The organism is Geobacillus thermoleovorans, from assembly GCF_001610955.1.
GTDB classification, from domain to species: Bacteria; Bacillota; Bacilli; order Bacillales; family Anoxybacillaceae; genus Geobacillus; species Geobacillus thermoleovorans.
Map to the genome: position 1 here is coordinate 1,757,137 of NZ_CP014335.1, position 21,464 is coordinate 1,778,600.

The window sequence follows — 21,464 nt, forward strand, 5'->3', positions numbered from 1 at the left end:
AATGCGGCATGCGTTTTTCTCGTTGAAAGACAAAAAGCCCTTTTTTATTATTCCGTATTGCTTTTCGGAAGATTATTGTTATAATTGTTTATACAGTAATAATTTTATGGATAAAAACGTCCTTTTTGCCCATTATATGGAAAGGAGATGAAAAAGAAATGGACGCGGAAATGTTGGGAAGCAAGAATGACAAAACGTATACACGTCGGATTAGCCAAGTCGGGAATAGTTTGTCCGTTAGCATCCCGAAAGATTTAGCCACGATGCTAAACCTAAATAAAGGCGATGAAATCGAAATATATTACGACAAGGAACGAGGGGAAATCGTGATGAAACGCGCAAACCGAATTCCAAAAGAAGTCCGTCCTGAAGTCGTGATGGCGATGAACCGCGCGATCTCCAAATATGACGAAGCGCTGCGCAACTTGAAATATAGATAAAGGAGCAACCGGAGGAAAACATGGTTTATTATTTGACAGCGGAAGAAATCATATTTATCCATTACACGGTCATAGAAATGTACGACGACGCAGAACAAGCGGGGATCCAATTCCCCGATAAATTCGCGTGGATGTTGGAAAGACCGAAAACGAAATTGTTCGGGGAGGAACAGTTCCCTTCGATTATTGAAAAGGCTTGCTGCTATTACCATTCCATCGCGACAGGTCATATTTTCCACAACGGCAATAAGCGGACGGCTTTAACCGTATTCGTCACGTTCCTTGATTTGAATGGATATGAGTTCACTATGACCAATAAAGAAGCGGAAGATTTCACGGTGTACCTTGTCGAGGATGCCAAGTTCCGGGGAAATGATTGCATCCAGCATCTTGCCCACGAATTAGAGAGTTACATCCGTCCCATCCAAAAACGAAAAGAATGAGGAAAAGAGTGAGGAAAAGAGCGGGCCAAAGCCGGGTCAAGTTCAATTATTGCGTAAAATTCCATCGCCAACCCAGTAAACTTGGATGACAGGACAACAACATCGTTTTTTGCTGCTTTGTTTTTACACAACTGTGCGAACCTTGATCCAAAGCCGCCTTTTCGCTATCCTCAATTTTTAGGTATTGTCAAAAGTTTATCCTCCACACTCACGGTCTTCCCTTGAGTTTCAACGGTTGAACGAAAAAAGCTTTCTACCCCCGGTGTTTCGGCCATCATTGAGGCAACAACACCCAACAGCCAAAACAAAGGGCGGCCTGATCTTTTGTCCTCCAGATCCCGTTGAAACGAAAGTTTGCCCATTGTATCCCCGCTTATTTTTTGGCTATCCTACAACATGGAAGCGAAAGTCTTTCGTCGGAAAATGAGAAAAACGGATTCCGATCATCGTCAGGAATCCGTTCGTCTTGAACGGGTTACCTCTCCGTCCCGCAGCTGCCTCGGCAATGGTCAGCCGCATGGCATGACGCGCACGCCCCTTTGGCGCTTTTTTTCACGTGGCGAACCAGCGTCCAGCCGGCGTAGGCAAAAATCGCTCCGCCGATCACAAGATTCGCGATCATCGATTCTCTCTCCTTTCATGAATAACCAAGCATATGCCCAAACTGATAGACGGCAAACGAAATGACATACGCAACCGTCAGCGCGCATCCGATTGACAACAGCGTCCATTTCCGCGACCCGGTTTCTTTGCGAATCGCCGCCACCGTCGCTAGACACGGCGTATAAAGCAGGACGAACACCATAAAGCTGAACGCCGACAGCGGCGTGAAATGGGAGGCGATCACCTGCTTCAGCCCGTTCGTCTCATGAACGTGGTAAATAATATTCATCGTGGACACGACAACTTCTTTCGCCAAAAAGCCGGTGATCAAAGCCGCGCCCGCCTGCCAGGCGCCAAAGCCAAGCGGGGCGAGCAACGGAGCGATGAGGCCGCCGATGGCGGCGAGAAAACTGTCATCCATGGCAACGCCGACCCCATGCGGCCCGATATACGTCAACAGCCAAATGGCGACCGAACCGCCAAAAATAAACGTGCCGGCTTTGCGAACGAACCCTTTCCCTTTCTCCCATGTGCTCCGCCATAACGTGAGCGCCTGCGGCACGCGGTATGGCGGCAGTTCAATGACAAACAGCGAACTTTCGTTTTTCAAGAGCGTCGATGAGAACAACTTGGCAAGCCCCAAAGCCACTGCAATGCCAAGCACGTAAAGTGAAAACACGACAAGCGCCTGCTCGCGGACGAAAAACGTGCCGGCAAACAAGGCGTACACCGGCAAGCGGGCGGAACACGACATGAACGGCAGCGCCAAGATCGTCAACAGCCGTTCTTTCGGCTGCTCGATCGTGCGCGCCGCCATCACCCCGGGAACGTTGCAGCCAAAGCCGATGATCATCGGGATAAACGCCTTGCCGTTTAACCCGATCGCTTCCATCATCCGGTCCATCACCATCGCCACGCGCGCCATGTACCCGGAGTCTTCGAGAAGCGAGATGAAAAAAACAAAATGAAAATTTGCGGAACAAACACCAGAACCCCGCCGACCCCAGCGACAATCCCGTCCAAAACGAGTGCCTTGATAAACGGCGACGCCCCCGCCCAGTCGAGAAGACGGGACAGCCAATCAGTGAGCGGCCCTGAGAAGAAAGCGTCAAGCTGATCGGCAAGCGGCGTCCCAAGCCAGTTAAACGTGAGCATAAACACGAGATACATCAGCGCCAAAAAAATCGGCAGCCCGACATAACGGTTTGTCACAACCACATCGATTTTTTCCGTCCATGTCAACGGTTTGTTCTCAAGCGCGATCGCCGCAACAGCGATCGCCTCACCGATCCAGCGGTCACGCGTCTCATAAATCTGTTCGGCGACCGAAGATCCGAGCTTCTGTTCCGCCTCTGCGCGGGCTTCCAGAAGCGGAGAAAGATCCAACCGCCCGCGCAAATAGGCGGCGATGCGCTCATTCCCCTCCAAAAACTGCAACGCCACCCATCGTTTGTTTCCAGGCACATCGTCCGGCAGCTGCTCGGCAATGCGACAGATCGCGCGTTCCACCTCAACGCCGTAATCAATAAAAATGCGGGAATGGTGTCCGTCTTTTGCCGACAAAATGGTGCGGGATAACTCCTTTGTCCCCTTTCCCGTCCGGGCGATGACCGGAACAACTGGGACGCCGAGATGGCGCGACAGCTTGGCGGCATCGATTTTGACGCCGCGTTTTTCAGCGACATCCACCATATTCAAAGCGATGATGAGCGGGCGGCCAAATTCCAATAGCTGAACCGTCAAATGCAAGTTGCGCTTGAGTTGCGACGCATCAACGATATTGACGATTGCCGAGCATGGCTCGGTCAATAAGAAATCAGTCGCCACTCCTTCATCACGGGACAGCGGCTGGAGCGAGTAAATGCCGGGCAAATCGACGACCGGCACACCGTGTTGGCGGAGCACTCCTACTTTCTTCTCAACCGTTACCCCGCTCCAGTTGCCAACATATTCATAAGAGCCGGTTAAACAATTAAACAATGACGTTTTTCCAGTGTTCGGATTGCCAAACAGCGCTACGTACGACATATTTATTTCACCTCAATGGATGACGCCTCTTTGCGCCGTAAGCCGATGGCCTGCCCATCAACTTCGATCATCACCGGTCCGCCAAACGGCATCGCAGCTTTCAACCGCACCGTTTTCCCTTCTTTGACCCCTAGATGAAGAAGGCGCTGTTTCAGTGCTTCCTGCTCAACGGCCAAACGGACGACGACCGCCATTTCTCCTTTATGCAAATCGGTCAGCACCATCGTCTTTTCCCCCTATTTCCCTGTCTATTCTCATGTGTGTCAAGAATGATTCTTTTTCTCAATTCCTATCATAGCATAACCGAAGAAAAAGGAAGTGACTTTTTTCACAATCATTCTATATTGTCAACATTTTTTCAAAATTATTCTTCATATTAGTTGAACTCTTCAAAAAAATATATATAATTTCTTGTATATCTTTCCCATCTTTGTTCAAGGAGTGAGTACAGTGAATACACTAGGAAGAATCAGCAACTTTGTCGGCAATACGTTTGCGATCTGGGTGCTTTTGTTCGGAGCGCTTGCTTTTTTCGCTCCCGGCGCGTTTACGTGGATCGCCCCGTATATTGTGCCACTTTTAGGCATCGTGATGTTTGGCATGGGATTGACGCTTTCAGCAGATGATTTCAAAGAAGTATTCAAACGTCCGCTTGATGTGTTGATCGGCGTCGTTGCCCAATTTCTGATCATGCCGCTTATCGCGTTTTTGCTCGCTTACTTTCTGCCGGTTTCGCGCGAAGTGGCGCTCGGCATTATTTTAGTCGGCTGCTGTCCGGGCGGAACGGCGTCCAACGTCATGACGTATTTGGCGAAAGGAGATACGGCTCTGTCGGTCGCCGTCACGTCTGTTTCGACGATTTTAGCGCCGATTTTGACGCCTTCGCTCATCTTGCTTTTAGCGGGAAAATGGCTGTCCGTATCGGCCGCAGCTTTGTTTTGGTCGATCGTCAAAGTCGTCCTGATTCCGATCCTTTTAGGACTCATCGCCCAGGCTCTGTTCCAAAAGCAAGTCAAAGCGTGCATCCCGGCGCTGCCGCTCGTTTCGGTCATCGCCATCGTGGCCATTGTCGCCGCCGTCGTCGGACAAAACCAGGCGGCCATTGCCAAAAGCGGACTGCTTATTTTTCTTATTGTCGTTGTTCATAACGGATTGGGCTTGCTGCTTGGGTATTGGTTTGCCAAACTGTTTCGCCTGTCACCGCCAAAACAAAAGGCGATTTCCATCGAAGTTGGCATGCAAAACTCCGGGCTTGGTGCGGCCTTAGCGACCGCCCATTTTTCGCCGCTCGCCGCTGTTCCGAGCGCCATTTTCAGCGTCTGGCACAATATTTCCGGTCCGATGGTCGCAACATACTTCCGCAAACAAGCAGATCGCCAGGCGGATGAACAAACGATTTCCGCTTAACCCCTCTCACGCTTTGCCTAGCAACAAAAAAGCTGTCTTCCGAAATGAACGATCATTTTTCGGAGACAGCTTTTCCGCTCATCTTTCTTATTCCTTGACACCCGGGACAAAAGGCAGGCACCCGCCTTTCACCTCATTTCACAGTGCCCCTTCAAACGGAAACACCATCCGCCCTGCCAGTTCAGGAAAATCAATGAACGGGTTGCGGTTGCCTTGGATGAAAAAAATCGCGCTGTTGCGATGATGTTCATACACCGTCGGTGGAAATTGTTCGTGCCAACGGACAAGGAGCGGAATATCGATTTTGCGCCGAAACGACTTTGCGATCGCCTTTGGGTAGCGAAGCAGAAAGTACAACATCGCCCTTGCCGCCGTCCCTTTGCCGTATTCCGGCTCGAAATAGCCATTATGAACGACTCCGCAACGGTTTTGGATTTGCTCGTCGGGATCTTCCGGATTGTAAAACGGGAAATCCGCGTACGGAAAATTCGACCGCATCGTATTGCACTCCGGCTGGCAAACGAATAAATGATGCAAATCGCCTTTCATCGGTTCGCGGGCGCCAAACCAAGACTGCGGCACGACATGTTCGGCATTGAATTTCCATTGCTGCTCGATCGTTTTCACCCGCTCGTGCACATCGCCGAGCCCATGCTTCATTTTTTTCAATAATTGTCGAAATTCATCGTAGCGCCGTTTCATCGTTTGGACATCTTGGACGATCAACATCTTCGGGTCTTTTCGCTCGCCGGAGTACAAGCTTCGCACCGTTCCGTCCGGCTGCAAGTCGACCCATGTGTACAAATATTCGTCCTTGCTGAAAAAATACGGCAGCCGTCGCTTATGGGTGCGCGCCACCAGTTCGTGATAGCGGACAAACAACACCAATCCGTCCCCTTCAAGCGGCAGATGGCGGTAATACCGTTCGCGCGCCCGTTGGTCTTCATCCGCACGATAATACGCGTCCTCCACCGCGAGCCGCTCGTTCAACTGCTCCAGCTGGGCGGCAACATCTTCCGTTTGCCATTGGCCAAGCTCCTCAAGCCGCCGTTCCGCCTCTCCCATCGGCGCTCCCCTTTCTTTTTTCTTTTAGTGTATCATGGAAGGCGAAAGAGGGCGACAACAGCGTTAATGCAAAAGAAACGATGTCGCGCCGAACAAAACGGCGGCGATGCCGGCGGCGATCAACGATGGGATCAACTTCGTGCGCGCGTATTCCATCACCGGCAAATCCAAAATGGTGCAAAGCGTCACTGTATTGTCGCTGAGCGGCGACGCGAACGCCCCGAATGTGCCGCTTGCAAACACAGCGCCGATGACCGGCAAAATATTCGCTCCTGACTGGCTCGCGAGCGTTACACCAAGCGGCATCAACATCCCCCACGTCCCCCATGACGAGCCGATGAAATAGGAAATGACGGCGCCAAGCAAAAACAAAATCGGAGCGACGAAAAACGGCGGAATCCATTCTTTGACATGGCCCGTAATGTATTGCGAAAACCCTAAATCCTCCGCCACAGCCGACAGCGCCCAAATGAGCGCCAGCATTAAAATGACGGAAATCAGCTCATTGCCGCCTTTAACAAAATGAGTCAATAAATCGTTCAGCTTAAACTTTTGCCAAAGGAAAAAGGCCACTGTAATGATCACGGTAAACAACAGCGCCTCCAACATCGCACCGAGCGCATCGCTTTGCAAAAACGCCTGCCAAAACGTTCTTGCCCCCCGGCGGCCGTCCCACCAACTTAAAAACAACGTCAAGACAAGCACGATCGAAAGCGGAACGATCAAATTCCACGGCTTGACCGGCGTTTCTTTTTGGTAAGCGCGCGGGCATGTCTGCATCGCGTCTCCTTCTTCCCCTTGCGCTTCATTGGGCTCATTGTCAGCCGGCCGCTGTTCTTCCGCCATTTCGAGCGCCAACCGCTCGTTCCAGCTTCGAATCGGCGCCTCTTTCCGCTTTTCGCTTACTGCCGCTTGTTTTTTGCGCGAATAGACAAAAAAACTGTAGTAGAGCCCAACCGCAATAATGGCATACGAGAAAAAGTTAAACGGAATGCTTCGGACGTACACGATGTACGGCTCCGCTCCGATGCCAGCCGTATCAAGCGCCTTATCGATGACCGACACCATATAGCCGACAAACGCGGTGGCAATTGGGATGAGCGCTACAACCGGGTTGGATGTCACCTCAATGGCAAAGCCGATTTGCTGGGACGACAGCCCAAGCCGTTTGCGCAGCGCCTTCATGATCGGCGCGACGGTGACGATGCGAAAATCGGGGTCGCTAAACGTCACCATCGTCGAAATCCACGTCAGCAGCATGGCGGTTTTGGCCGATTTCACTTTTTTGCTGACGAGATGGACGAACCCTTTGATTCCCCCGGTATATTTGATCATGCTGACAAGACCGGCGAACACATACAAGAAAATGATAATGCGAATGTTGTTCGTCTGCATCAAGTTATCGACGACGTAATGAAGCATCGTCCGCAGCCCGCCAAGCAACGACGGCGTCATGAAATAGCTGCCGACCAACAGCCCGACAAACAGTCCAGGGATCACTTGCTTCGTCCAAATTGAAATCGGGATGACAACTAAAAATGGCAAGAGAGCTTTCCACGACGGTTCCATTGGCCATTCACTCCTTTCTTTAAAAAGTATGGCGATTGTTTCCCTTGTCTATGCAAACGGTCATTGATTTTCCCCCAACAACAGGGAGACGAGTCCACACAAAAAGCGCGCCGCATGGTGGCACGCGCAAGCGAAACCGCTTTCCTGCCTAATAAAAAAATAAAAAGCTGCCAATTAGACAGCTTTCACTGCTTCTCTTCGGGACGGCAGCGCCAACAAGTGGAGCGTCACTTCCGGCTTCGAGCCGATTCGAATGTTCACCCCGGTTTGCCCAAGCCCTTCGTTGATATAAAACGGTTTCCCCTCCCATTCATGATAACCTTTGATCATGTTCCGCTCGGTGAGCGTTTTGCTCATTTTCGCCAAATGGTACGGCTTTGGCCAATGAATTTGCCCGCCGTGGAAATGGCCGGACAACAAGTAGTCAAAATGATAGTCTTTCATATGCGGCACGATGTCCGGATCGTGCGTCAACACGAGGTTGATGCCGTCTTTCACGCCGGCGTATGCCTTTTTGATGTCGCTGCGCCCCGTGTAAAAGTCATCGATGCCGATGATATTGACGGTTTGACCGTTGACGGTGATCGTTTTCGTCTCGTTTTGCAAGACGACGCAGCCGTGCGCCTCAAGCGTCGCTTTCAAGCGCGCAAACGGTTCGCCTTGAAGCACGTAATCGTGGTTGCCAAACACCGCATACATGCCGTACGTCGGTTTCAATGCATTCAGCGCGGCCAAATACGGACTGAGCTTGGCGATGCTTTCCTCACGGTCCAAAAAGTCGCCCGTCAACGCGATCAAATCGATCGCTTCCTCTTTCAGCTTTTCGTATAAATCGTCCGGGGTGATCGACAGTTTTTCAAGATGCAAATCCGATAGCTGCAAAATCCGAAGGGCTCCGTCTCCATCCTCTGAACGGCCGACTTGGACTTTATGCAAAACCGCTTCATACGTGTTGCGGTGGGCTTTGCGAATGGCCAAAGCAAGCAATAACAAGATTGCAAGAAAAACAAAAAAGAATGTCATCGTCTTCTCTCCTCCCTCGATACCCATTATAGTGAAACGGAGGAGAGAAGAAAGAGGGAGTTAGTGGATGAGATGGCAGCCGTACAACGAAAACAATTTTTCCTTTGACATCACCAAATATTTCGGCGGGCGGACAAGCGGCATGAGACGGTGTTGGGCCACTGTCATCATCGGCCAATGGGATGCCATTTTAAACCAACGATAAAATGAATTGCCAATGTCAATGGCATCAAATCCGAGTCTCTCACAACCTTTATTTAACATCGTCACGCCGATGATCCCTTTTATGCGGGAGGACTGTTTGTGATGGTAAAGATGATGGGCAACATACGGCAAACCGGCTTTCACTTGTTCGAAAATATAACGTCCTTTTTGAATATCGCTTCGATACTGCATCAGTTCGCGAAGCAGACGAACATTATGAAGGTGAATTTTCAACAGCCAGTCATTGGCCGCGATCGTCGTTCCGTCCGAAAGGTGAATGGTTTCACCCTTGTATCGAAGCAAACGGACGCGGAAAATGGAACGACAGCCGTTCTCTTTCCCACCAACATATTCGAGGCGGGAACATGCATAATAGAGCGGATCCATCAGTCCCCATACAGACAACAGCCACTGCGTCGCTTTGCTTCTCATTGGCGGCATCCTTCCCCTGCTCGTTCTATCCATTTACATTATGGAATCGATCGAGCGCCATTATAAATGGAGAAAAAAGGAGAAAAAATCGCTGCATAACCAGTCGGGAGACGCGCGTACTGAGGTCCAGTTCCATTTCGTCCCCTGCTCGAGGCTTTATCAAAAAAAGCGCGCACGAATCTCTGTGCGCGCCAAACAACTATGCTCTTATGATTGGACAAACGCCGCTGTGTTTACATCCTGTTGGCACACGGCCAGGCGGTTTTCTGCATGCTTTGCTTCCAAGCAGGGGATGCATCCAAAATTCGAATCTGCCCGCGCCCCTAGGAACGCCGCCGAAAATGCGCATTCATTTGCCCTTTCAACATCCGCTCGCGCAGCTCTTTCGTCATCTCCTGGCGGATTTCCCACGTCGACACCCCTTCCTCGCGCTGATTGGCAATTTTCATCAACTGCTCCACATCGGCGAACGAATATTTGCGGATGCCTTTCGAACGGTCAGGGAACACCAATTTCCGTTCCTCATAATAACGAATTTGCCGCTGCGACAGCCCGGTCAGTTCGCTGACAACCCCGATCGAAATGACTTTTTTGTATTTGTAGTGATCTTCTTGCGGATGAGCTGTCATACTCCTCACCTCAATACGTTATATTTTCTAACGTAATTATACAAAAAATGATGTTAGCTCGCTAACTTTTGTAAATAAAATTAACATATTTTTTAAATTTCCTGTAAATGTGCTTAACACATTTGCTGTATGCTGAAGAAAAAGATGATATGGTAAAGGTAAAAACAGGGAGGGAATCGAATGGGGACATGGATGAGAAGCGCCGTGCGGAAGAAAAAGCAGTTTTACATCGAACGACTGATGCAGTTCGGCTTAGCCGCCGACCGCGAGCGGCTTGAAGAATGGACAATGGCCGAACTGCGCCGCGAATATGAACGATTCCACCCCGCCCACACGATCGAAGGAGGACGCCGCCATGGACAAACAAGCCCTCGAACTGGCCAAGCGCATCATTGAGCTCGATCTGGAGCGCGATGCGATGTTTGAACAGCTGATCGCCCTCATCGGCAATCAAGCAGATGAGCTGCTTCGATTTTTGCAAAATCGATTGTAAAACGATCGCAAATGAGAAAGTGCCCTGAATTTCTTCACGGGCACCTTTTCTCATCATCATTCTTCAATAGACAGGGTTACATCAATATTGCCGCGGACAGCTTTGGAGTACGGGCACATTTGACCAAGAAGAATGTTGTTCATCATTCAGCCGCCCAAGCAACGACCGCAGCAACATCAACAATTCGCTCCACTCTTGATTGGAAAGCCCTACTCGTTTGACAATTTCTTCTGGTATGCATTGTGCCTTTTATTTGATTTTCTCGCCCTGTTCTGTTAAAACAATGCGCACAACCCGTTCGTCTTCTGGCGATCTCAACCGTTGAACGAGGCCATTCTCCTCCATTCTTTTCAACATTGGCGTCAGTGTGCCGGAATCCAAATACAATCGTTTTCCAAGCTCTTTCATTGTCGTCTCCCCTTGCTCCCACAACACGAGCAAAACGAGATATTGCGGATATGTAATCCCTATTTCTTCAAGAAAAGGACGATATAACTTCGTCAACTCACGAGAACAAGCATAAATGGCAAAACAAAGCTGATGGTCTAAACGCAGCGCATGATCGTTTGACACGATTTCTTCCTCCATTTCTTTTCAAGGTTGGACACCTTCCTCCTCCCTATTATATCGATCTCTCTCTTCGCCTGAAACCCGTTGAAGGTTTTCTGAAGGAAGATGATGAAGAAGGCTCCGCCTGTTTCCTTACAGAGGCGAGAGCCTTCCGAAATCAGTGATAAGGATGGACGTCGCAAAACCGCCCCCTCTTTGTCAACCTAAAGAAAGGACTGTTTTCCACCAGTTTTTTCGTTCAATCAAACGATTTCCTTTGAAAGTTTGCAGCGTCTCTTTGGGTTACACCATTCATTCTGCTGCTTTTTGAGAGAACGATTCGATCACAACCGTCGTCCCTTGAAGGCGACGAGCAGCCATCACCGCGATCGCGAAAACGAAAGCAAGCATCCAAAACCCATACGCCGAAGAGCCGGTCCACTGCTTCATCACCCCGAGCACGTTCGGCAGCAAAAACCCTCCCAGTCCGCCAGCGGCGCCGATGATGCCCGTCAACAAACCGACTTCTTTCGGAAACCAGGTTGGAACGACTTGGAACAAAGCACCGTTTGCCGCACCAAAGCAAAGAAAAAGAACGACCATCAATCCGAACACGATGAGAAGGGGCGGCAATGCGCCGATGAACGCAAGCAAAACCGCACCAACGGCAAACAACAAGGAAAGAAGCCGCATTCCGCCGATCCGGTCAGCGAGATAACCGCCAATCGGGCGGATGAAACTGCCCGCAAACACGACGGCGGTGACGAAATCGCCGGCCGTGACTTTACTGACGCCGTATTCATCAAAGAAGAAAATGCCTAAGTATCCCGTCAGCCCGACAAATCCGCCGAATGACAAGCTGTAGAAGAAACAAAACAGCCATGCTTCTTTTCGACGGAGAACGGCTCCGTATTCACGCAACGAAACGGGTTTCACCGCTGTTGGACATTCACGCGCCAGCCAAGCGAATAGAAAAAAGACAACAACTAGCGGGACGAGCGCCAATCCGAACACCGCGTTCCACCCATACGCCTCCGCCAGCCGCGGGCCAAACAGCGTTGCCAGCACCGTCCCGCTGTTTCCGGCCCCAGCGATCCCCATGGCCAGCCCTTGATATTCTTTCGGATACCAGCGGCTCGCAAGCGGCAACGCAACGGCAAAGCTGGCTCCGCCCACCCCTAATAAAAATCCGAGCGCATACACATCCGACATCCGGTCAGCGAACTGCCACCCCCACACAAGCGGCACAGCTGTCACCGCCATGCCAAGCAGACCAGCCCGCTTCCCGCCCCAGCGGTCGGCGAGCATCCCCATCGGAATGCGAAGCAGCGCCCCGCCCAACACGGGAATGGCGACCATCATCCCTTTTTCCGCCGGCGTGAGCGCAAACGACTCAGCGACAAATACACCAAGCGCGCCAAGCAAGTTCCAAATCATAAAGCTGATATCAAAATACAAAAACGACGATAAAAGCGTCGGCGCATGCCCGACGCGCCAAAACGATTTCCTCGCCATCTTCCCCCGACTCCCCCTTGGCACAGAGTGTTTGTTATGTTAAAATGGAAATGAAAGCGATTTCTCCACCTACTTCCCGCCGTATTGCTGGGAAGTTTTTTTTCTTATGGCGCGTCTCGGTCCGCGCGCCCCGCTGGGGATGATTCCCCGCCGCGGACGGAAAAGAGAGCGCTTTTTCCGGCGAAATGAACCACACAAGTCAATTTCTCCCTAAATCGACCACTGGCCGCACCCGAGCTGCGCACCGCTTAAACGCCGGCATCCGGCAATGCGGATCGAGCTCATCGGACGTAACGTTGTTGATTTGCTGCAGGCCGCTCCAGTGGAATGGGACAAAAATGGTATCCTCGCGAATTTGATCATTGTAACGGCTGCGGACGACCGCCGCACCGCGCCGCGTTTCAATGCGCACAAGCATCCCTGGGCCGATCCCGTATCGTTTGGCCGTCCTCGGGTGGATTTCCACGACCGCCTCCGGCTGCCGCGCCGAAAGCGCCGGGCTCCGCCGCGTTTGCGTTCCACTTAAATAATGGGCAAGCACCCGTCCGGTCGTTAAATAAAGCGGATACCATTCATCCGTCTCCTCTTTCTCCGGCCGAAACGGCAAAACCGCAAACCGAGCCTTGCCGTCCGGATGAGCAAACCGTTCCGTAAACAACCGAGGAGTCCCAGGATGATGCGCATCGGGGCAAGGCCAGTAGACACGTTCGCGCCGAAGCCGCTCATACGTCACACCGTAATAATCCGCTTTGCCGCCGCGGCTCGCCAACCGCAGTTCATTGAAAATCTCTTCGGCTGACGTGAACGGGAAGAAGCGGCCCTTGCCAAGCTTGTGCGCAATCGCGCATAAAATTTCCCAATCATGTTTCACCTCCCCAGGACGCTTCCGAGCCGCCGGCCGAAAGCACACCCGCCCTTCGACGTTCGTCACCGTGCCTTCGTCTTCCAAATACGACGAAACAGGCAGCACGAGATCGGCCAGCTCGGCTGTTTCGGACAAAAACATATCCGCAACGACAAGAAACTTCAGTTTTTGCATCGCTTTGGCCACAAACGCCGCATTCGGGCTCGAGACGACGGGGTTCGACCCCATGACCAACAGCCCGGTGATCTCGCCCGCATCGATCTTTTGCATCATTTCATACGCTGACACCCCCTTTCGCGGCAGCTCATCCGGCGCAACGCCCCATACGCTTGCGATATACCGCCGGTGTTGCGGATGCTCAATGCTTCGGTAGCCCGGCAGCTGATCGGCTTTTTGTCCATGCTCGCGCCCGCCCTGCCCGTTCCCTTGTCCGGTGATCGAGCCAAACCCAGAGCCAGGACGGCCGATGTTTCCGGTTGCCAGCACGACGTTGATCCACTGTCTGACCGCCGCATAGCCGTCCGTCTGCTGCTCCAAGCCGCGCGCCGTGAGCACGATCGCATCGGCCGCCTCCCCGTACTTTCGCGCCGCCAAGCGAATCTTCTCTTCCGGCACGTCAGTCAGCCGGACGATCTCATCCATCTCCACTGCTTCTATGTGCTGTTTCCATTCGGCAAACCCAACCGTCCGCTCGCGCACAAACGCTTCATCGATATATCCTTCGTCAAGCAGCACTTTCCCGATGCCGACGGCCAGCGCCGCATCCGTTCCGGGCTTGAGCGGCAGGTGCAGATCCGCCAACGCCGCCGTTTTCGTTTCCCGCGGATCCACCACGATGATAAAAGCGCCGTTCTTCTTCGCTTCATAAAAATACGGCATCAACGTCGGCTGGCATTCGGCGACATTGGTCCCAGCCAAAATGATCGTCTGGGCGAGTGGAATGTCGGAGAGCGGATTCGTCAACCCGCGGTCAAGACCAAACGCGTCGTTCATCGCGGCCGCGGCCGCCGACATGCAAAAACGGCCGTTGTAGTCGATGTGCCGCGTCTTGAGCGCCACGCGGGCAAATTTCCCGAGCAAATACGCCTCCTCGTTCGTCAAGGATCCGCCGCCGTAAACAGCAAACGCATCAACTCCATCTTCCTTCTGAATGGAGATGATTCGTTCCGCGATCAGCGAAAGCGCCTCCTCCCAACGGACCCGCACAAACCGGCCGTCCACTTTCGCAAGCGGAACCAACAGCCGCTCGGGATGCAAAGCGTGCTGGTGGGCGTTCATCCCCTTTAAACAAAGGCGGCCGTTGGACGTCGGGTTGTCAGTCGGGACCGCCTTGTAGCGGCGCCGCTCTACAATCCGCTCCTCCACCAGCTGAAGCGTGCACTGGACGCTGCAAAACGGACATTGCGTCGCGGCCGCCGTTTCTGACGCCCGTTCTTTTTCCTTGGCGCGAAAGTAGCGCAGCAATTCGTTCGTCATCGCCATTCCCCCGCTTCCTACAGCTCGACATATACCAAGCCGTCTTTCACCGCCGCGCGGTACGTTTTGACACACCCTTCATCCGGCGCCTGCACCCGGCCGTCTTTCAGGCAAATTTTCCAATCATGGAGCGGACAAAACACAAACTCGCCGCTCACAATACCTTGTGACAAATCGCCTCCTCGATGCGGACAGCGGTTTTCAACGGCAAATACTTGATCGTCACCCGTCCGGAACAACGCCAGCTCACGATTCCCAACCCGCACGCATTTTCCGAGCCGCTTCGGCAGCTGTTCCAATGTTCCCACTTCCACCTTCATCCTCTCTTCGTCCTCCTCCTGCATCGATGTCTGATCCTGTTTGACCATTCCTTTACAAACTTTCATGAACAACAACGTAAAATCGGCTCTCCGCAAACGAAAACCTCGTTTCCGGCTGGACGATGGCCATCATTTCCCTCTCTTCGTTCCAGCATTGATCCTAACCCATGATCAATCCAGGCGGCGGAACATCGACTTTTTCCGCCCGCCGCCATCCCCCTTCATTCCACCGACACCGGCTCTTTGTCGCCGATATCGCGGAACAACAGTTGCTGCAGTCTCTCGTTTTCGACAATGTCCCGCCACGGATCTGTTGTCGCCGAAAGAGCTTTGTGAAGCCGCTCAAGCAGCGCGCGGCGCGTTTCCACATCGAACAACACTTCGCGGATATGCTCAAGCCCAACGCGCTCGACCCATTTGGACGTCCGTTCCAAATAATGCGCGGACTCGCGGTAATATTGCAAAAAAGCGCCGGTCATCTCGATCACCTCGTCTTCCGTCTTGACCGTGCAAAGCAAGTCAGCTGCACGCAAATGGGTGCCGCCGTTGCCGCCGACATAAATCTCCCATCCGCCCTCGACGCCGACGATGCCGACATCTTTAATGCCCGATTCCGCGCAGTTGCGCGGGCAGGCGGAGACGGCCATTTTCACTTTATGCGGCGTTTTCAGCCGCTCAAATGTTTGTTCCATCCGAATGCCAAGCCCGGTTGAATCTTGCGTGCCAAAGCGGCAAAACTGCTTGCCGACGCACGTTTTCACCGTCCGCAGCGCCTTGGCGTAGGCGTAGCCTGACGGCATGCCGAGATCGGCCCAAATGCGCGGCAAATCTTCTTTTTTCACCCCAAGCAAGTCGATGCGCTGCCCGCCTGTGATCTTAATCATCGGCACGTTGTATTTTTCCGCGACATCGGCGATGTTCCGCAGCTGCTCGGCTGTGGTCACCCCGCCGTATATGCGCGGCACAACGGAGTACGTGCCATCGGCCTGGATGTTGGCGTGCAGCCGTTCATTGACAAACAAAGATTCCGCTTCTTCATCGTACTCACCCGGATAAAGCATGCCCAGGTAATAATTGAGCGCCGGACGGCATTTGGAACAGCCTTCCTCGTTTTTCCATCCCAATACGCTCATGACTTCTTTGACCGTCATCAACCGTCTTTGTTCGATGGCCTCGAGCACTTCCTCACGGCTTAGGTCCGTGCAGCCGCAGATCGTTTCTTTCACCGTATACCGATTCGCTTCTTCACCGAGCATATGCTCAAGCAGCTCGGCGACAAGCCCTTTACACCCGCCGCATGAGCGGGACGCGTTCGTATAGTCGCGCACCTCGGCGACCGTCTTAAGCCCGTGTTCGGCAATCGCCTGACAAATCGCGCCTTTTGTCACCCCGTTGCAGCCGCAAACAACATCGGTGTCGGCCATCGCCGCCGCAAGGCTTCCCTTCCCGCCTAAAGCGGCTGGGGCAAACAGCGACAGCGAGAGCGCCTCAACCGAATCGCCGCGCTGGATCATATCGAACAGCTTTCGACCTTCGCTCGTATCGCCAAACAGCACCGCCCCAACGATTTTCCCTTGGCGAACGACGACTTTCTTGTACACCGAGCGCGCTTCGTCATACAGTTTGATCGACTCCGTCCCTTCGCCATCCATAAATTCACCAGCCGAGAACACGTCGACACCGGACACTTTCAGCTGAGTCGCAACGACAGATCCTTCATACGGCTTTCCTTTTCGGCCGCAAATCGCCTCTGCCAGCACTTTCCCCTGTTCATAAAGCGGAGCGACGAGTCCATACACAACACCGCGATGTTCCGCGCATTCACCGACCGCGTAAATGTGCGGCACACTCGTTTCCAAGTAGTCATTGACAACGATCCCTCGATTCACTTCAATGCCGCTTCTCCGCGCTAAATCAACATTCGGACGAATACCGACCGCCATCACCACCAAGTCGGCGGCAATGGACGTACCGTCCTTAAATCGCACTCCTTCCACACGGCCGTTGCCGAACAATTCGGCCGTCTCCTTGCGAAGCAAAACGTTCATCCCTTGTTTCTCCAGCTCCCGCTGCAGCAGCTTGGAAGCGGTCGGATCAAGCTGGCGTTCCATCAAATAGTCGAAAATATGGATGACATCGACATCCATTCCTAAGTGAAGCAGGCCGCGCGCCGCCTCCAAGCCAAGCAAGCCGCCGCCAATGACCGCCGCTTTTTTGTACGTCTTCGCATATTCGATCATCCGCTCGCAATCTTGGATATCGCGAAACGCCGTCACCCCGGGCAAATCCGCCCCCGGCACCGGCAAGATAAACGGATTCGACCCTGTCGCGAAAATCAATTCATCGTATTCGACTACCCGCCCACGGTCGGTCCGAACAAGCCGCCGCTTGATGTCGACTTCCGTCACCGTTTCGCCGGCAAACAGCCGAATGCCGTTTCGTTCGTACCATTCCCAACTGTTCAACGTAATGTCATCAAGGCGCGTATCTCCTTGCAGCACCTTCGACAACAAAATGCGGTTATAATTCGGATGCGGTTCGCTGCCAAAAATCGTGATCTCAAACGCCTCGCGGTCAAGTTTTAAAATCTCCTCGATGCAGCGAACCCCCGCCATGCCGTTGCCGATTAACACGAGTTTTCGTTTCATATCGTCATCCCTCCATACTTCTTGTCATCGATGCAGCCAAAGCCGGATCGTCATTACCAGCATCTCCCATAATCCGACCGTTCTTGTTTTCATCACCCTCACATTCCCCCTTTGCCTTGGCTGTGCCCATCATATCACGTCAAACATGAAGCATGCATTTTTTATGTTAGATTATATAACGCAATTTTAACAAAAAAACATAATAATCATATAAAAAATCAGATTAATATACGTATTTGTCGGAAATATGTAACTTTTTATAACATAAAAAAGCGACCTTCCGCTTGATGGAGCGGAGGCCGCTTCTTGTTGGAGGTTTGCTCGTTAAGGGGATCATCAGTGAATCGGACGGGATTCCAACAGTTCATCGATGATGCGCGCGTAGTGGTCAATGCGCCGCTCCAGCTCCTCCATCTGCCGCTCAAGGCGGGTGATGTATTGACGGAAGGTCATCGGAGCGCCGTATCGCTGTTCGAGCCGTTCTTCGATTTTCTGCCGCTCGCCGTGGACAGAGACGAAGATGCGCATCTCGCGGCCGAACACTTCGCGGACGGTTTCACTGATGAGTTCGCCATATCTTGTTTGCAGCCATTCACATTGAATCTCGTTTAGGCATTCGATGATGAGCCAATCCTCATCCACCGTCGCGGACGTCGAAGCAAACCAAGTGTCAAACGACGGGCCGGGCAGCTTTTGCGCAAGCTTCGTTTCCACTTGCTCCCAAAGATGATGCTCCTTCACACTGTCACCTCCTTTCATCTACTCTCTTGGCTGCCATACATGTTCGCGCAATTTCGCCCGAATGTCATCCGGAATCGGTTCAGGCCGCCCGGTGTCAAAATTGAAATTGACATACACCGCCCGTCCTTTGGCGCACACCACCCCGTTTTGGTGGATTTCTTCATAAATCGTGAGGCTTGTGTTGCCGATGCGCTCAATGCCGGTATACACGGTCACATCTTGCCCATAATACAGTTGGTTGACGTAGTCAACCTCCATGCGGATGATCACCATCCGCCAACGTTTGAATGACAAGTCAGGCGTAAATAGTTTAAAAATTTCATGCCGCCCCGCTTCAAACCAAACGGGCACGGTCGTATTGTTAATATGGCCGACGCCGTCGGTTTCCGACACGCGCGGCGTAATGACAGTCGTAAACATGAACGCTCCTCCTCCACAAGAACTGGAATCGTCTTTTGTCGAATTTCGGCGGCTGATGTATATGGGTTCGCCCCAACGTGTGGAAATTCCTGCTTCTCCATCAAGAAAACGTGAAAAACGTCGCCCCTTGAGCGGAAAGGGGATCCAACCTGAGAAGCCGGATCCTAATTCCCAACATCCAAAGAAAAAACAGGAGCCTGAAGCAGCCCCTGTTTTTCTCCTCATTCGTTGTTCGGTTCGACGATCGTGCCGGCGAACGCGGCTTGATAAATCGTGCGGATGTCGTCTTCCGAAAGCGGCATCGGGCTGCGGGCGAGCAGCCGTTTTTGCTGGACGGCGTCCTTCGTCAGACTTTCTAACGCGCTTTCCGGAATGCCAAAACCGCCGAGCGTCTTCGGAATGCCGACATCGGCGACGAGGCGCTCGAGCTCCTCGACGCAGCGGTGCGACGCCTCCTCCTCTGATAAAAAGCTCGAGTTGCCGCCGAGGGCGTTTAAGATATCAGCCATTCGTTTCGTGCAGCTTTGGCGAATGTAGCCCATCACATATGGCAAGAGCACGGCATTTGATTCGCCATGGGCGATATGAAACTGTCCGCCAAGCGGATAAGCGAGCGCATGCACGCCGGCCACCCCGGCGTTGAAAAACGCCAACCCAGCCAGGTAGCTGCCGTTCGCCATATCGGTGCGCGCCTGTTTGTCCGTTCCGTTTTCCACCGCTTTGCGCAATGAGCGAGAAATCAGGCGCATGGCGGCGATAGCCAACCCATCCGATGTCGGGCTCGCATTGACCGACACGTACGCTTCAACCGCATGGGTAAGCGCATCAATGCCCGTCGCCGCTGTCACCCGCGGCGGAACAGAAACAGTGAGTTGCGGGTCGACGATCGCCACATCCGCCAACAAATAGTCATGCGTCACGACGTCTTTCGTCGTTTCTAAGGACAATACGGAGATGTTCGTCACCTCCGACCCGGTGCCTGATGTCGTCGGAATCAATATTTTCGGCAATCCTTTTTTCTCAAGTGTTCTCGTTCCCGTCAAGTTTAAATAATCGGCGACCGAACCTTCATGCACGGCCAAAACAGCGGCCAGTTTCGCCAAATCCATCGCGCTGCCGCCGCCGACGCCGATGACAAGGTCAAACTCTCCGTCGCGGACAAACGCCACCGCCTTCTCCCCCGTTTCAAGCGGCGGCTCCGGCACAACATCCGTATATACATGCACGCTGCACCCTGCTTGCCGGAGCGGAGATGCCACTTGCTCGACGAGACCGAGTTTTTCAAGCGCTGGATCGGTGATCACCAACACGTGTTTTGCCCCAAGCCTTTTTACTTCTGGAACTAACTGGCCAAGCGCCCCCCAGCCGACATAGCTGAGCGGCGGAAAGACGATGCGGGATGCGGTCATCAATACTGCCCCTTTCTTTCATTCGTAGTATCCTTCTGTGGATTTGCGAAATTGGCTAAATTGTTCTGCATCATGACCAAACCAAATTTCAGAATTAGTTTCTTGAGCAATGCGGCGAATTCGTTCGACGGTATTCACATAGCCGAGCGAATCGTAAATAATACCGGGCGGCTTAACAGGAGGACCATAATTTTCCGCTGTGTAAATCGCGTCGGAGGCAAGGATTATTTTCCCCGTTTCCGCCAGTTCAACATGAAGGCCCAACATTCCCCAAGCATGACCACTTCCAAAGTTTAACACTCTTACCCCTTCTGCCAGCAAAATCTGATCCTCATGCCGTTTTACTGTCCGCCACTGCAAGTTGTTTTTAATCCATGCATCGATATCAGCCCAAATATAAGCTCCTTCTTTTTGGTTTCTCGCATAACATTGCAATGCACCGTTAAACTCGTCTTCATGGACAACAATCGTCGCATTCGTAAACATTTCCAAACATCCAGCATGGTCTAAATGCAAATGAGAAGCAACAACATAACGAATATCCTCTGGACGGACTCTTAACTGTTCTAACCGATTGTGCAAATAACATTCTTCACTGGCATTCCATGGGAACATTTGCTGGGTCGCTTCCGCCCATCTACCTTGAGGACCCATAGAATTCGGGTTACAGGCTGTATCGAACAAAATTTTTCCTTCCGGATGATCAATAAGAACCGTATAAATAGGAAACTCCACAAACTCCGTCTGTGCATTCGGATTGTGAATCGTCGCCGGATTGTGCATCGCAATCATCCAGTTCTTGTCCATCCTCATTCGTCCATTATCCATGACATACAACTTTGGGCGAGGTTTAACTATGTTTGTCATCATCTTTTCCTCCTCTATCATTATTTGATTAGGGGGTCTTGTCACCTTCCCCTGTTTTTTCATTTACGCAAGCAGTATGCCAACCCCCATAGCTGACGACATACACAAGTTATAACAATCCTTCTCTCTCCCTCCACAGGACTGGTGGGACGCGGGCACCATCGGCCATTTGGCAGTCTTTCATCCGAAAAACGAGCTAAGGCATGTCTAATAAAAAGAACATAACCAAAAAGCAGTCGACTCAAATGTTTTATGACCCTACATTCATATTTCAACGAAAAAAATCACCATTGCAGAGAAGGAAAAGATGTCAACTCT

At 52.2% G+C, this 21,464-nt stretch carries 21 protein-coding genes and 2 pseudogenes; 5 read left to right on the forward strand and 18 right to left on the reverse strand.

Annotated elements, in window-relative coordinates; translation table 11 throughout:
* Positions 1–158 precede the first annotated feature (158 nt).
* Positions 159–440: an AbrB/MazE/SpoVT family DNA-binding domain-containing protein gene (locus GT3570_RS08805; RefSeq protein ID WP_014195946.1), complete on the forward strand. Its 282-nt coding sequence runs from the start codon at positions 159–161 to the stop codon at positions 438–440.
* A gap of 20 nt (positions 441–460) precedes the next feature.
* Positions 461–883, forward strand: a complete 423-nt coding sequence (locus GT3570_RS08810; protein WP_062898641.1) for a type II toxin-antitoxin system death-on-curing family toxin — start codon at positions 461–463, stop codon at positions 881–883.
* Between the two features lie 170 nt (positions 884–1,053).
* Here the strand turns inward: GT3570_RS08810 and GT3570_RS08815 are convergent, their stop codons facing one another.
* The 4 genes and pseudogenes from GT3570_RS08815 to GT3570_RS08825 all read right to left on the reverse strand — a co-directional run bounded on the left by GT3570_RS08815 (position 1,054) and on the right by GT3570_RS08825 (position 3,738).
* Complete coding sequence (locus tag GT3570_RS08815; protein ID WP_014195948.1) at positions 1,054–1,245, reverse strand: hypothetical protein; 192 nt, start codon at positions 1,243–1,245, stop codon at positions 1,054–1,056.
* 113 nt (positions 1,246–1,358) lie between these two features.
* Complete coding sequence (locus GT3570_RS17940; RefSeq protein ID WP_014195950.1) at positions 1,359–1,505, reverse strand: FeoB-associated Cys-rich membrane protein; 147 nt, start codon at positions 1,503–1,505, stop codon at positions 1,359–1,361.
* Positions 1,506–1,520: 15 nt separating this feature from the next.
* Positions 1,521–3,514 (reverse strand): annotated as a pseudogene (gene feoB / locus GT3570_RS08820) (ferrous iron transport protein B).
* A 2-nt stretch (positions 3,515–3,516) separates the two neighbouring features.
* On the reverse strand, positions 3,517–3,738 hold the full coding sequence (locus GT3570_RS08825) for a FeoA family protein (RefSeq protein ID WP_021321479.1): 222 nt from the start codon (positions 3,736–3,738) through the stop codon (positions 3,517–3,519).
* A 226-nt stretch (positions 3,739–3,964) separates the two neighbouring features.
* Here GT3570_RS08825 and GT3570_RS08830 point away from each other — a divergent pair, with 226 nt between their 5' ends.
* Positions 3,965–4,921: a bile acid:sodium symporter family protein gene (locus GT3570_RS08830; RefSeq protein WP_020279325.1), complete on the forward strand. Its 957-nt coding sequence runs from the start codon at positions 3,965–3,967 to the stop codon at positions 4,919–4,921.
* Between the two features lie 138 nt (positions 4,922–5,059).
* On the opposite strand, the gene GT3570_RS08835 is transcribed toward GT3570_RS08830, so the two are convergent.
* The 5 genes from GT3570_RS08835 to GT3570_RS08855 form a co-directional block, all read right to left on the reverse strand.
* Positions 5,060–5,986, reverse strand: coding sequence for an endonuclease I family protein (locus tag GT3570_RS08835; protein WP_020279324.1), 927 nt, complete (start codon positions 5,984–5,986; stop codon positions 5,060–5,062).
* Positions 5,987–6,049: 63 nt separating this feature from the next.
* Entirely contained in the window at positions 6,050–7,555 is a 1,506-nt protein-coding gene (locus tag GT3570_RS08840) for a Na+/H+ antiporter NhaC family protein (RefSeq protein WP_021321477.1), read from the reverse strand.
* A 174-nt stretch (positions 7,556–7,729) separates the two neighbouring features.
* Positions 7,730–8,578 carry a metallophosphoesterase gene (locus tag GT3570_RS08845; protein ID WP_014195957.1) on the reverse strand — a complete coding sequence of 283 codons (849 nt, stop codon included), beginning with the start codon at positions 8,576–8,578 and terminating at the stop codon, positions 7,730–7,732.
* Between the two features lie 60 nt (positions 8,579–8,638).
* Entirely contained in the window at positions 8,639–9,214 is a 576-nt protein-coding gene (locus GT3570_RS08850; protein WP_020279320.1) for a YkoP family protein, read from the reverse strand.
* Positions 9,215–9,537: 323 nt separating this feature from the next.
* Entirely contained in the window at positions 9,538–9,843 is a 306-nt protein-coding gene (locus GT3570_RS08855; protein WP_011231350.1) for a MerR family transcriptional regulator, read from the reverse strand.
* A gap of 180 nt (positions 9,844–10,023) precedes the next feature.
* Here GT3570_RS08855 and GT3570_RS08860 point away from each other — a divergent pair, with 180 nt between their 5' ends.
* Entirely contained in the window at positions 10,024–10,239 is a 216-nt protein-coding gene (locus GT3570_RS08860; protein ID WP_062898642.1) for a Fur-regulated basic protein FbpA, read from the forward strand.
* The gene (locus GT3570_RS18730; protein ID WP_015374950.1) at positions 10,199–10,336 is read left to right on the forward strand and encodes a hypothetical protein; all 138 of its coding nucleotides are present in this window, start codon (positions 10,199–10,201) and stop codon (positions 10,334–10,336) included. The genes GT3570_RS08860 and GT3570_RS18730 overlap by 41 nt, the downstream gene beginning before the upstream one ends.
* A gap of 81 nt (positions 10,337–10,417) precedes the next feature.
* On the opposite strand, the pseudogene GT3570_RS08865 reads toward GT3570_RS18730, so the two are convergent.
* The 9 genes and pseudogenes from GT3570_RS08865 to ahlS form a co-directional block, all read right to left on the reverse strand.
* Positions 10,418–10,924: pseudogene (locus GT3570_RS08865) on the reverse strand (MarR family winged helix-turn-helix transcriptional regulator).
* A gap of 273 nt (positions 10,925–11,197) precedes the next feature.
* Positions 11,198–12,400: a nitrate/nitrite transporter gene (locus GT3570_RS08870; RefSeq protein ID WP_062898643.1), complete on the reverse strand. Its 1,203-nt coding sequence runs from the start codon at positions 12,398–12,400 to the stop codon at positions 11,198–11,200.
* Positions 12,401–12,599: 199 nt separating this feature from the next.
* On the reverse strand, positions 12,600–14,747 hold the full coding sequence (nasC, locus tag GT3570_RS08875; RefSeq protein ID WP_062898644.1) for an assimilatory nitrate reductase catalytic subunit NasC: 2,148 nt from the start codon (positions 14,745–14,747) through the stop codon (positions 12,600–12,602).
* An 11-nt stretch (positions 14,748–14,758) separates the two neighbouring features.
* Positions 14,759–15,061 carry a nitrite reductase small subunit NirD gene (gene nirD / locus GT3570_RS08880; RefSeq protein ID WP_033008815.1) on the reverse strand — a complete coding sequence of 101 codons (303 nt, stop codon included), beginning with the start codon at positions 15,059–15,061 and terminating at the stop codon, positions 14,759–14,761.
* A 221-nt stretch (positions 15,062–15,282) separates the two neighbouring features.
* Entirely contained in the window at positions 15,283–17,709 is a 2,427-nt protein-coding gene (nirB, locus tag GT3570_RS08885; protein WP_062898645.1) for a nitrite reductase large subunit NirB, read from the reverse strand.
* 336 nt (positions 17,710–18,045) lie between these two features.
* On the reverse strand, positions 18,046–18,450 hold the full coding sequence (locus GT3570_RS08890) for a DnaA N-terminal domain-containing protein (protein ID WP_062898646.1): 405 nt from the start codon (positions 18,448–18,450) through the stop codon (positions 18,046–18,048).
* A gap of 18 nt (positions 18,451–18,468) precedes the next feature.
* Positions 18,469–18,870 (reverse strand): acyl-CoA thioesterase, encoded by a 402-nt coding sequence (locus GT3570_RS08895; RefSeq protein WP_025950748.1) that lies wholly within the window; start codon positions 18,868–18,870, stop codon positions 18,469–18,471.
* 221 nt (positions 18,871–19,091) lie between these two features.
* Positions 19,092–20,279, reverse strand: a complete 1,188-nt coding sequence (locus GT3570_RS08900; protein ID WP_062898647.1) for an iron-containing alcohol dehydrogenase — start codon at positions 20,277–20,279, stop codon at positions 19,092–19,094.
* 18 nt (positions 20,280–20,297) lie between these two features.
* Complete coding sequence (gene ahlS / locus GT3570_RS08905) at positions 20,298–21,146, reverse strand: AhlS family quorum-quenching N-acyl homoserine lactonase (protein ID WP_033025506.1); 849 nt, start codon at positions 21,144–21,146, stop codon at positions 20,298–20,300.
* Between the last annotated feature and the right edge of the window lie 318 nt (positions 21,147–21,464).

Bases quoted from the DNA above. Each gene is read 5' to 3' on its own strand.
- GT3570_RS08805 (WP_014195946.1), top strand. From the start codon at position 159: ATGGACGCGGAAATGTTGGGAAGCAAGAATGACAAAACGTATACACGT.
- GT3570_RS08810 (WP_062898641.1), top strand. From the start codon at position 461: ATGGTTTATTATTTGACAGCGGAAGAAATCATATTTATCCATTACACG.
- GT3570_RS08815 (WP_014195948.1), bottom strand. From the start codon at position 1,245: ATGGGCAAACTTTCGTTTCAACGGGATCTGGAGGACAAAAGATCAGGC.
- GT3570_RS17940 (WP_014195950.1), bottom strand. From the start codon at position 1,505: ATGATCGCGAATCTTGTGATCGGCGGAGCGATTTTTGCCTACGCCGGC.
- GT3570_RS08825 (WP_021321479.1), bottom strand. From the start codon at position 3,738: ATGGTGCTGACCGATTTGCATAAAGGAGAAATGGCGGTCGTCGTCCGT.
- GT3570_RS08835 (WP_020279324.1), bottom strand. From the start codon at position 5,986: ATGGGAGAGGCGGAACGGCGGCTTGAGGAGCTTGGCCAATGGCAAACG.
- GT3570_RS08840 (WP_021321477.1), bottom strand. From the start codon at position 7,555: ATGGAACCGTCGTGGAAAGCTCTCTTGCCATTTTTAGTTGTCATCCCG.
- GT3570_RS08845 (WP_014195957.1), bottom strand. From the start codon at position 8,578: ATGACATTCTTTTTTGTTTTTCTTGCAATCTTGTTATTGCTTGCTTTG.
- GT3570_RS08850 (WP_020279320.1), bottom strand. From the start codon at position 9,214: ATGAGAAGCAAAGCGACGCAGTGGCTGTTGTCTGTATGGGGACTGATG.
- GT3570_RS08855 (WP_011231350.1), bottom strand. From the start codon at position 9,843: ATGACAGCTCATCCGCAAGAAGATCACTACAAATACAAAAAAGTCATT.
- GT3570_RS08860 (WP_062898642.1), top strand. From the start codon at position 10,024: ATGGGGACATGGATGAGAAGCGCCGTGCGGAAGAAAAAGCAGTTTTAC.
- GT3570_RS18730 (WP_015374950.1), top strand. From the start codon at position 10,199: ATGGACAAACAAGCCCTCGAACTGGCCAAGCGCATCATTGAGCTCGAT.
- GT3570_RS08870 (WP_062898643.1), bottom strand. From the start codon at position 12,400: ATGGCGAGGAAATCGTTTTGGCGCGTCGGGCATGCGCCGACGCTTTTA.
- nasC (WP_062898644.1), bottom strand. From the start codon at position 14,747: ATGGCGATGACGAACGAATTGCTGCGCTACTTTCGCGCCAAGGAAAAA.
- nirD (WP_033008815.1), bottom strand. From the start codon at position 15,061: ATGAAGGTGGAAGTGGGAACATTGGAACAGCTGCCGAAGCGGCTCGGA.
- nirB (WP_062898645.1), bottom strand. From the start codon at position 17,709: ATGAAACGAAAACTCGTGTTAATCGGCAACGGCATGGCGGGGGTTCGC.
- GT3570_RS08895 (WP_025950748.1), bottom strand. From the start codon at position 18,870: ATGTTTACGACTGTCATTACGCCGCGCGTGTCGGAAACCGACGGCGTC.
- GT3570_RS08900 (WP_062898647.1), bottom strand. From the start codon at position 20,279: ATGACCGCATCCCGCATCGTCTTTCCGCCGCTCAGCTATGTCGGCTGG.
- ahlS (WP_033025506.1), bottom strand. From the start codon at position 21,146: ATGACAAACATAGTTAAACCTCGCCCAAAGTTGTATGTCATGGATAAT.